We start from the raw sequence: 9692 nt of genomic DNA, 5'->3' as shown, positions 1-9692 counted from the left end.
GCGCGCCGGGGCGGGTGGTGGGGTGCTCACCGGGTGCCCGAAACCCCTCCGACGCCGGTGAACGTCGTCGAGGGGGTCGACAGCCAGGCCCAGTGGTCCAGGGGCCAGATGACGGTGAAGGCGCGGCCCGTCACCAGGTCGACGGGGATGGTGCCACCGCCGGGCAGGTCGGGGTGGTAGCGGGAGTCCTCGGAGCGCTCGCGGTGGTCGCCCATGACCCACAGCCGACCCTCGGGCACGGTGACGTCGAACGTCTTCGTGCTCGGCACGTTGCCCGGGTACACGTAGTCCTCCTCGACGGCCGTGCCGTTGACGGTGACGTGCCCGGAGGGGTCGCAGCAGGCGACCTGGTCACCGGGCAGGCCGATGACGCGCTTGATCAGGTGGTCGTTGGAGTCCTCCGGCAGCAGCCCCACGAACGCCAGCACCCTGGCGACCGGACCGCGCGTGCTCGGTTCCTGGTCGGGCAGCCAGCCACCGGGGTCCTGGAAGACGACGACGTCGCCGCGGTGCAGCTCGAAGGGCCCGGGGGTCAGCTTGCTGACGATCACCCGGTCGCCGATCTCGAGGGTCTCCTCCATCGACTCCGAGGGGATGTAGAACGCCTGCAGCAGGAACGTCTTGACGAGCAGCGACACCACGAGGGCGACGGCGACGACGAGCACGGTCTCCCGCACGGCGGCGAGCAGCCCCTGCCCGGCGCGCCGCGGGGGCTGCGCGGCGGCGCCGTGCTGCGGCGCACCGGTGGGCTCCTGGGGCTGGGCGGACCCGCCGTCGACCGGACCGTTCACCGCTCGCCGCCGGCCGCGACGGTGCGCAGGGCGCTCAGCGGCCACGTGACGGCGACCACCCGGCCGATGACGTCGTCCACCGCCACCGTGCCGCCGCCGGGGTCGCCGAGGTGCGCGCGTGAGTCGGCGGAGTCGCTGCGGTGGTCGCCCATGAGCCACAGCCTGCCCGCCGGCACCTCGATGTCGAAGCGCACCTCGCTCGGCGCGTCGCCGGGGTGCACGTAGGGCTCCTCCAGCGGCTCGCCGTTGACGGTGATCCGGCCGGTGTCGTCGCAGCACGTCACCCGGTCGCCGGGCAGGCCGACGACCCGCTTGACGAAGTCCACCTCGCCCGGGCGGAAGCCCAGCAGGACCCCGGCGGCCTCGCCGATGCGGGCCGGACCGGTGGCCGGTTCGGGGGCGGGGGCGAAGGTGCCCGCACCGTCGAACACGACGACGTCGCCGCGGGAGATGTCGCCGGCGACGGCGCTGCGCAGCACGACGACCCGCTCGCCGGGCACGAGCGTCGGGTCCATGGAGTCCGACGGGATGGAGAAGGCCTGCACCAGGACCGTGCGCACGAGCAGGGACAGCACGAGGGCCGCGGCGAGGACGAGCAGCAGCGCCCCCGCGGGGATCCGCCGGCCGGGACGACGGCGGCGCACGAGCGAGGGTTCGTCGTCGCGCACGGCGACCCCGGTGGCCGGGCCGGGGGCACCGGCTCCTGCGGCGGCTGCGGTCACGGGGCTCCCTGCCGGACGGTGGCGGTGTGTGCGTCGGCCCGCGTGGGGGCCGAGGCGGCAGACGTGGCGCGGTGCGGGACGGCGACGGGCCGCAGCCCGTGCGTGGAGCACGGCCTGCGGCCCGGACGACCCGTGCGGATCAGCGCCCCGCGGGCGTGGTGCGCTTCTCCTTGATCTTGGCGGCCTTGCCGCGCAGGTCGCGCAGGTAGTACAGCTTGGCGCGACGCACGTCGCCGCGGGTGAGGACCTCGATCTTCTCGATGATCGGCGTGTGCAGCGGGAAGGTGCGCTCCACGCCGACACCGAAGCTCACCTTGCGCACGGTGAAGCTCTCGCGCAGGCCGCCGCCGGTGCGGCGGATGACCACGCCCTGGAAGACCTGCACGCGGGAGCGGTTGCCCTCCACGACCTTGACGTGGACCTTGAGGGTGTCGCCGGCCCGGAAGTCGGGGACGTCGTCGCGCAGGCTGGCGGCGTCGAGGCTGTCCAGGAGGTTCATGTTCGCTGTCTCCTCCGCGGGCGCCACAGGTCCCCGCGCGTCGATCGGTGGTCGCGCCTGGTGCCCGGTGCTGCGCACACCCCCTGCGGCAGGGGCGCATCCCCGCCGGAGCGGGACCGGAAGACGCGGTGTCGGTGCCGCTCCCGGACGGGGGCGGCAGGTGTCGACGGATCAGTCTGCCACAGCGCGGGCCGCGGGCCCGAACCGTCCCGAGCCGTCCGGGGCCCACCCCTCCTCGGCGAGGACGCGCAGGTCCGCGCCGTCGCAGGCGGCCACGTCCAGACCGGCGACGATGTCGGGGCGGCGGCGGGCGGTGCGGCGCAGCGCCTCGTCGCGGCGCCAGCGCGCCACGAGGCCGTGGTGGCCGGAGGAGAGCACCGCGGGCACGTCGAGGCCGCGCCACGTCGGGGGCTTGGTGTAGGCGGGTGCCTCCAGCAGCCCGTCGTGGGCCGCGGCGTGGCTCTCCTCCTCGATGCTGGCGGCGTTGCCCACGACCCCCGGCAGCAGCCGCGCCACGGCCTCCACCACCACGAGCACGGCGACCTCGCCGCCGTTGAGCACGTAGTCGCCCAGGGACACCTCCCGCACCCGCACCCGGTCCGCGTAGTGCTGCACGACGCGCGCGTCGATGCCCTCGTAGCGCCCGCAGGCGAAGACCAGCCACGGCTCGGCCGCCAGCTCCACGGCGCCGGCCTGCCGGAAGACCTCCCCCGCCGGGCTCGGCACGAGCAGCACCGGACCCTGCGGGTGCGCTCCCGGCGGCGGGTCGGCGAGCACGGCGTCCAGCGCCTCCCCCCACGGCTCGGGGCGCATCAGCATGCCCGCCCCACCGCCGTAGGGGGTGTCGTCGACGGTGCGGTGCCGGTCGTGGGTGTGCTCGCGCAGGTCGTGCACCCGCAGGTCGAGCAGGCCGTCGGCCCGCGCGCGCCCGAGGAGGGACAGCGACAACGGCTGCAGGTAGCCGGGGAAGATGGTGACGACGTCGACGCGCACCCTCAGCCGTCCTCCCCGTCCGCACCCGTGGAGGGGAACAGCCCGCCGGGCGGGTCGACCACCACCCGGCCGCCGGGCACGTCCACCTCGGGCACGAGCGCGCGCACGAACGGGACCAGGACGTCCGCCCCCCCGGCCGCAGGCCGCACGACGAGCAGGTCCTGGGCGGTGCCGGTGAGCAGGTCCGCGACGGTGCCCAGCACGCCCCCGGCGGTGTCCACGGCGACCAGCCCGGCGAGCTGGTGCGGGTACCAGGCGTCCTCCTCCGCGTCGCCCTGCTCGTCGACGTCGACGAGCAGGAGCACGTCGCGCAGCGTCTCGGCGCCGCTGCGGTCGGCGTGCTCCGCGAAGCCGAGCAGGAGGGTGCCCTGGTGCTCGCGCAGCGACCGCACCGTCAGCGGCCCGGCACCCGCCGGATCGGTGCGCAGCACGGCACCGGCGGCCAGCCGGCGCCAGGGGTCGTCGGTGCGCACCTCCACGGTGACCTCACCGCGGATGCCGTGCGGGCGGCCGATGCGGGCGACGACGTAGTCCACGGCAGCTCCAAGGCGGGCACGAGGGGTGGGACGGCGGGCGGGCAACGCAGCACGCGCCAGGTCCCGGCGGCAGGACCTGGCGCGTGCTGGGGGCGGTCAGCGGCGGCGGTCGACGTCCACGAGGTCGACGCGCACGGGCTGGCCGCCGGCGAGGGCGGTGATGACGGTGCGCAGCGCCTTGGCCGTGCGGCCGGAACGGCCGATGACCCGCCCGAGGTCCTCGGGGTTGACCCGGACCTCGAGCACGGCACCGCGGCGCAGCGCCTTCGACGTCACGCGGACGTCGTCGGGGTGCCCGACGATGCCCCGCACGAGGTGCTCGAGGGCGTCGGCGAGCACCGGCTCAGCTCTCGGTGGACGGCGCGTCGGCGGCGGCCGCGACCACCGGCTTCTGCTTCGGCTCGGGGTGGCGCAGGGTGCCCTCGGCGCCCGGCAGGCCCTTGAACTTCTGCCAGTCACCGGTGATCTTGAGAAGCACCAGGACCTGCTCGGTGGGCTGCGCGCCCACGCCGAGCCAGTACTGCGCGCGGTCGGACTTGATGTCGATGAGCGACGGCTCGCTGGTGGGGTGGTACTTGCCGATCTCCTCGATGGCGCGGCCGTCGCGCTTGGTGCGGGAGTCGGCCACGACGACGCGGTAGTACGGCGCGCGGATCTTGCCCATGCGCTTGAGACGGATCTTGACAGCCACGGTGGGGGAACACTCCGGTTCTGGTCTGGGGTGAGCGTCACCGGCCGGGGGTGGGGTTCGCCCGCCGGGTGGCTCTCGGACGCGGGTGCCGGGGTGAGAGGGTCCCCGGCACTCGAGTGCTCCAGCATTGTGCCAGACGCCGCGCACCGGGCGTTCCCCGAGCACGCCGCCGGCCAGGGACGTCGTCGGCCGGCGGCGCCGTCAGCCGGCGGCGGGCAGCGGTGCACCGCGCAGCACCACGGCCCGCAGCGCCCGCAGCGCCCCGAGGTCCGCGCGCGGATCGGCGGGGCACACCACGAGGTCGGCATCGGCGCCCTCCTGCAGGCCGTCGGCACCGAGCCAGCGGCGGGCCGCCCACGTCGCCGCGTCGAGGGCCGCCACGGCGGGCAGCCCGGCCGCGGCGAGCTCGGCCACCTCCTCGACGATCAGCCCGTGGGGCAGCACGCTGCCGGCGTCGGTGCCCGCGCGCACCGGCACGCCGGCCTCCCACGCCTCGCGCACGGTGGCGCGGCGGCGGGCGTGCAGCGCCCTCATGTGCGCCGCGTACCGCGGGAACCTGCCCTCCGCGCGCTCCGCGATGCCCGGGAAGGTCGCGATGTTGACGAGGGTGGGCACCACCACCACCCCCGCGGCCGCCGCCCGCGCGATCGTGGCCGCGGTCAGGCCGGTGCCGTGCTCGATGCCGTCGAAGCCGGCGTCGATCAGCTCGGCCACCCCGTCCTCGCCGAACTGGTGGGCGGTGATGCGCGCGCCCTCGCCGTGGGCGGCCTCGGCGGCGGCGCGCAGGGTCGCGGCGTCCCAGCACGGCGCGAGGTCGCCGCTGTCGCGGTCGATCCAGTCGCCGACGACCTTCACCCAGCCGTCGCCGCGGCGGGCCTGCTCCCGCACGGCGGCGGGCAGGTCGGCCGGCTCCAGCTCCTCGGCCAGGCCGCGCAGGTAGCGGCGGGTGCGCGCCAGGTGCCGGCCGGCCCGCAGGATCCGCGGCAGGTCGGGGCGGGAGTCCACCCACCGGGTGTCGGCGGCGGAACCGGCGTCGCGCAGCAGCAGCGCCCCGCTGTCGCGGTCGGTCAGCGCCTGCTGCTCGGTCGTGGCGGCGTCCACCGCCCCGCCCGGCCCGAGCCCGACGTGGCAGTGCGCGTCGACCAGGCCGGGCAGCACCCAGCCGCGCAGCTCCTGCACGTCGGCGCCCGGCGCGGTGGGCCGCTCGAACGTGATGCGGCCACCGACGACCCACGCCTCGACCCGCACGTCCTCGGGGCCGACGAGGACGGGACCGCGCAGGTGCAGGACGTCCACGGGGCGCTCCGCCGCGCCGGCCGGGCGGGTCAGCGCCCGCCGAGGAACTTCTCGAAGCCGGGGGGCAGCTGCAGCGAGGAGGGGTCGGGCGCCTGCTGCTCGGGGTCGGGCAGCCCGAACGCCGAGGTCGCCGCCGCGGTGCGCGACGCCTCCGCGCGCTGCGCGGCGCTGCGCTCCTGCTCGGCGCGCTTGGCGGGGTTGCCCGACTTGCCCTTCTTCGCCTTCGAGGGCGCGGTGCGGGCCCGCTGCTTCTTGCCCGAGCCCCCGGGCACGCCGGGCATCCCCGGGATGCCCGGCATGCCCCCGGCCAGGCCCTTGCGCATCTGCCGCATCATCTTCTGCGCCTGCCCGAAGCGCTCGAGCATGTCGTTGACGGCGGAGACGCTCTGCCCGCAGCCGGCGGCGATGCGGGCGCGGCGGGAGCCGTTGATGATGCGGGGCTGGCGGCGCTCCAGCGGGGTCATGGAGCGCACCATCGCCTCGATGCGGTCGAACTCCCGCTCGTCGAAGGCGTCGAGCTGCTCGCGGACCTGCTGCATGCCCGGCAGCATCCCGAGCATCTTCTTGATCGAGCCCATGTTGCGCACGGCCGCGATCTGCTGCAGGAAGTCCTCGAGGGTGAAGTCCTCGTCGTTGGCGAACTTCGCCGCCATCTGCTGCGCCTGGTCGGCGTCGAAGGCGCGCTCGGCCTGCTCGATAAGCGTGAGGACGTCGCCCATGTCGAGGATCCGCGAGGCCATCCGGTCGGGGTGGAACAGCTCGAAGTCGTCGAGCTTCTCCCCCGTGGAGGCGAACATCACCGGCTGTCCGGTCACCGACCGCACCGACAGGGCCGCGCCGCCGCGGGCGTCGCCGTCGAGCTTGGACAGCACCACGCCGGTGAAACCGACGCCGTCGCGGAAGGCCTCGGCCGTCTGCACGGCGTCCTGGCCGATCATGGCGTCGAGGACGAAGAGGACCTCGTCGGGGTCGGTGGCGGCGCGGATGTCCGCGGCCTGCCGCATCATCTCCGCGTCCACGCCGAGGCGGCCGGCGGTGTCGATGACGACGACGTCGTAGCCCTGGGAGCGGGCGTGCTCGACCCCGGCGCGCGCCACCGCCACCGGGTCCCCGACACCGTTGCCGGGTTCGGGGGCGTAGACGGCGACGCCGGCGCGCTCACCGGTGATCTGCAGCTGGTTGACGGCGTTGGGCCGCTGCAGGTCGCAGGCCACCAGCAGCGGCCGGTGGTCGAGGTTCTTCAGGTGGCGCCCGAGCTTGCCCGCCAGGGTCGTCTTCCCCGCGCCCTGCAGACCGGCCAGCATGATGACCGTCGGCGGGTTCTTCGCCAGCCGCAGCCGGCGCGTCTCACCGCCGAGGATGCCGATGAGCTCCTCGTTGACGATCTTGACGACCTGCTGGGCGGGGTTGAGGGCACCGGACACCTCCTCCCCGAGCGCGCGCTCGCGCACGGCGGCGGTGAACTGGCGGACGACCGGCAGGGCGACGTCGGCGTCCAGCAGCGCCCGGCGGATCTCGCGGACGGTGGCGTCGACGTCCTCCGGCGACAGCCGCCCCTTGCCGCGCAGGGAGCGGAAGGTGGCGGTGAGGCGGTCGGAGAGCGAGGCGAACACGCCCGAAGCCTAGCCGCAGCCCCGCCGCCGTCACGTCGCGCGAGGGTGCGGGACCCGCGGCGGGCTCAGGCGCGGGTGGACTCCCCCGGCTGCTCGGCGGCGTCGGACAGCGCCGCCACCACCCGGGCGACCCGCGGCGGCGAGAGCCGGGAGCCGTCGGGCTCGGCCAGGTACAGCACGTCGACGGCCTGCGCGGCGTAGGTGGCGACGTGCGCGGAGCGGATGTCGACGCCCTCGGCGGCCAGCGCCCGCCCGAGGGCGTGCAGCAGGCCGGGGCGGTCGGCCGCGCGCACCTCGATCACCGTGGCGCGCTCGGAGGCGCCCGGCAGGATCACCACCCGCGGGTGGGCGACCAGCGCGCGGACCCCCCCGCCGGGCGGGCGGCGCTGCGCGTCGCGGCGCACGAGACGCTCCAGCAGGGCCGTGTCCCCCGCCTCGATGCGGTCCAGGGCCTGCCGCAGCCCGTCCGCGGAGGGCGCGTCACCGCTGGGGCTCTCCACCCACCAGGTGTCCACGGCCACGCCGTGCAGCGTGCGCACGAGCGCGGAGCGCACGAGGAGGCGGTGACCGGCCAGCAGGCCCGCGAGGTCGGCGAACAGCCCCGTGCGGTCGGCGGTCACGACCGTGACGACGGAGAACCCGTCCACCTCCTGCACCCGCACCTGCGTGCACCCGCCGGCGGCGACCTGCGCGGCCAGCTCCTGCTCCTCGGGTGCGAACGGCGCCGGGCCGGGGGCCTCCTGCCCGCGCAGCCGGGCCTCGGCGCGCCCGACGAGGTCGTCGACGAGCCGGGCCCGCCAGGGCGACCAGGCCGCCGGGCCCGCCGCCAGCGCGTCGGCCTCGGTGAGCGCCCGCAGCAGCGCGAGGACGTCGGCGCGCCCCTCGACGGCGGTGACGAGGGCGTCGACGGTGCGGGGGTCGTCGGGGTCGCGGCGGGTGGACAGCTCGATGAGGGTGAGGTGCTCGCGCACGAGGCGCTCCACCACGGCGGCGTCGGCGGCGGGCAGGCCGAGGCGCTCGCACACCCGGCGGGCCAGCGGGGCGCCGGCGGCGGCGTGGTCGTGCTCGCCGGGGCGCTTGCCGAGGTCGTGGGTCAGCGCCGCGAGCAGCAGCAGGTCCGGGCGCGGCACGTCGCGCAGGAAGGGCTGGGCGCGCACGGCCGTCTCCACGAGGTGGCGGTCCACGGTGTAGCGGTGCACGGCGTTGCGCTGCGGGCGGTTGCGCACCGCCGTCCACTCCGGGATCCAGCGCTCGACGAGCCCGACGAGGTCGAGGGACTCCCACACCGGCACCTGCGCCGGCCCGGAGGCCAGCAGCTCCAGCAGCGCCTCGCGCGCGACCTGCGGCCACGGGTCGGGCAGGGCGGGGGCGGCGTCGACGACGTGCTGCAGCGTCACCGGTGACAGCGGCAGCCCGCTGCGCACGGCGGCGGCGGCGGCGCGCAGCGGCAGCACCGGGTCCTCCGCCGGGGAGACGCGCCCGCCCAGCACCACCTCCCCGTCGTGCTCGACGAGGCCGTGCCCCAGCGAGCGCAACCGGGGCCGGCGCGGACCGGGGCGGAAGCGGCGCGAGGGCAGCGCCTGGCGGGCGCGGCGGGCGGTGGTGTCGACGGCCTGGGAGACGACGCGCGCGGCCTGCGCCAGGGCGGCCAGCAGGGCGTCGGCGTCGGTGTAGCCGCAGATGACGGCGGTGGCGTCCTGCTCGGCGAGCACGAGGCGGTCGGTGGGCCGCCCGGAGGTGGCCTGCAGGCCGTCGCGCACGTCGAGCAGCAGCTCGTGCGCGGCGTCGACGGGGCCGTGCGGGCGGTCGGTGAGCCAGCTGGCCACCAGCGCCCGCAGCACGACGGCGTCGCGCAGGCCGCCGCGCGCCTCCTTCAGGTCGGGCTCCAGGAGGTAGGCGAGCTCCCCGTGGCGGGCGGCGCGCTCGGCGAAGGAGTCCAGCAGCGCCGGCAGCCGCTTGCGGATCCCGGAGCGCCAGTCGCCGAGGAGGGCGGCGCGGGTGCGGGCCACGACGGCGGTGTCGCCGGCGATCGCGCGCAGGTCCAGCAGCCCGACGGCCGCGGCGAGGTCCGCGCGGGCCACCTCGCGGCACTCGGTCGCCGAGCGCACCGAGTGGTCCAGCCGCAGCCCCTCGTCCCACAGCGGGTACCAGATGCTCTCGGCCAGGGCCGCCACGTCGGAGGCCGCCACCCGCCGCCCGTCGTGGACGAGGACGAGGTCGAGGTCGCTGGCGGGACCGCAGTCGCCGCGGGCGAGGGAGCCGACGGCGGCCAGGGCCACACCGCTGGGGTCGGCGACGAGGGCGGGCAGCGAGCCGGTGGCCTCGGCCCACACCTCGCGCAGGCGCCGCTCGACGAGGCCCACCAGCTCCGCGCGGCGGGCGGGACCGGGGCGCCCGGCGCGCACCGCGAGGGAGAGGCGCTCGGTGCGCAGGTCGCTGCTCAGGGTGGTTCCCCCCTCGGGCGGGTCGGGTGGCCCGGACGGGCCGGCTGGCGCGCGGGTCGTGCGCGGCGCGGGGAGCGGCGGCGCCCGGCCGGGCGGTGGAGGACCAC

9 protein-coding genes and 1 pseudogene are annotated in these 9692 nt (G+C 76.7%); all 10 read right to left on the bottom strand.

The window, feature by feature from the left end:
• Positions 1-26: 26 nt before the first annotated feature.
• A complete protein-coding gene (gene lepB / locus ABEB16_RS03070; protein WP_345710807.1) occupies positions 27-791 on the bottom strand; it encodes a signal peptidase I in 765 nt (254 codons plus the stop codon).
• The gene (gene lepB, locus ABEB16_RS03065) at positions 788-1513 is read right to left on the bottom strand and encodes a signal peptidase I (protein ID WP_345710806.1); all 726 of its coding nucleotides are present in this window, start codon (positions 1511-1513) and stop codon (positions 788-790) included. The genes lepB (ABEB16_RS03070) and lepB (ABEB16_RS03065) overlap by 4 nt, the downstream gene beginning before the upstream one ends.
• 139 nt (positions 1514-1652) lie before the next feature.
• Positions 1653-2012, bottom strand: a complete 360-nt coding sequence (gene rplS, locus ABEB16_RS03060) for a 50S ribosomal protein L19 (RefSeq protein ID WP_345710805.1) — start codon at positions 2010-2012, stop codon at positions 1653-1655.
• Positions 2013-2183: 171 nt separating this feature from the next.
• Entirely contained in the window at positions 2184-3005 is an 822-nt protein-coding gene (trmD, locus tag ABEB16_RS03055) for a tRNA (guanosine(37)-N1)-methyltransferase TrmD (protein WP_345710804.1), read from the bottom strand.
• A gap of 2 nt (positions 3006-3007) precedes the next feature.
• A complete protein-coding gene (gene rimM / locus ABEB16_RS03050) occupies positions 3008-3541 on the bottom strand; it encodes a ribosome maturation factor RimM (protein ID WP_345710803.1) in 534 nt (177 codons plus the stop codon).
• A 96-nt stretch (positions 3542-3637) separates the two neighbouring features.
• A complete protein-coding gene (locus ABEB16_RS03045) occupies positions 3638-3880 on the bottom strand; it encodes an RNA-binding protein (protein ID WP_345710802.1) in 243 nt (80 codons plus the stop codon).
• 7 nt (positions 3881-3887) lie between these two features.
• Positions 3888-4232 (bottom strand): annotated as a pseudogene (rpsP, locus tag ABEB16_RS03040) (30S ribosomal protein S16); the annotation flags it as partial.
• A gap of 201 nt (positions 4233-4433) precedes the next feature.
• A complete protein-coding gene (locus ABEB16_RS03035; RefSeq protein ID WP_345710801.1) occupies positions 4434-5528 on the bottom strand; it encodes an amidohydrolase family protein in 1095 nt (364 codons plus the stop codon).
• Between the two features lie 29 nt (positions 5529-5557).
• Positions 5558-7141 carry a signal recognition particle protein gene (gene ffh / locus ABEB16_RS03030; RefSeq protein ID WP_345710800.1) on the bottom strand — a complete coding sequence of 528 codons (1584 nt, stop codon included), beginning with the start codon at positions 7139-7141 and terminating at the stop codon, positions 5558-5560.
• 65 nt (positions 7142-7206) lie between these two features.
• The coding region (locus tag ABEB16_RS03025; protein ID WP_345710799.1) for a [protein-PII] uridylyltransferase at positions 7207-9692 on the bottom strand (2486 nt) is incomplete at its 5' end.

The organism is Kineococcus glutinatus, from assembly GCF_039542765.1.
GTDB classification, from domain to species: domain Bacteria; phylum Actinomycetota; class Actinomycetes; order Actinomycetales; family Kineococcaceae; genus Kineococcus_A; species Kineococcus_A glutinatus.
Note: the sequence above shows the minus strand (reverse complement) of the source record. Positions and strands in the feature narration are given on the sequence as shown.

What these genes read in the sequence shown, in the direction of transcription:
- rplS (WP_345710805.1), bottom strand. Translation starts at nt 2,012, where the DNA reads ATGAACCTCCTGGACAGCCTCGACGCCGCCAGCCTGCGCGACGACGTC.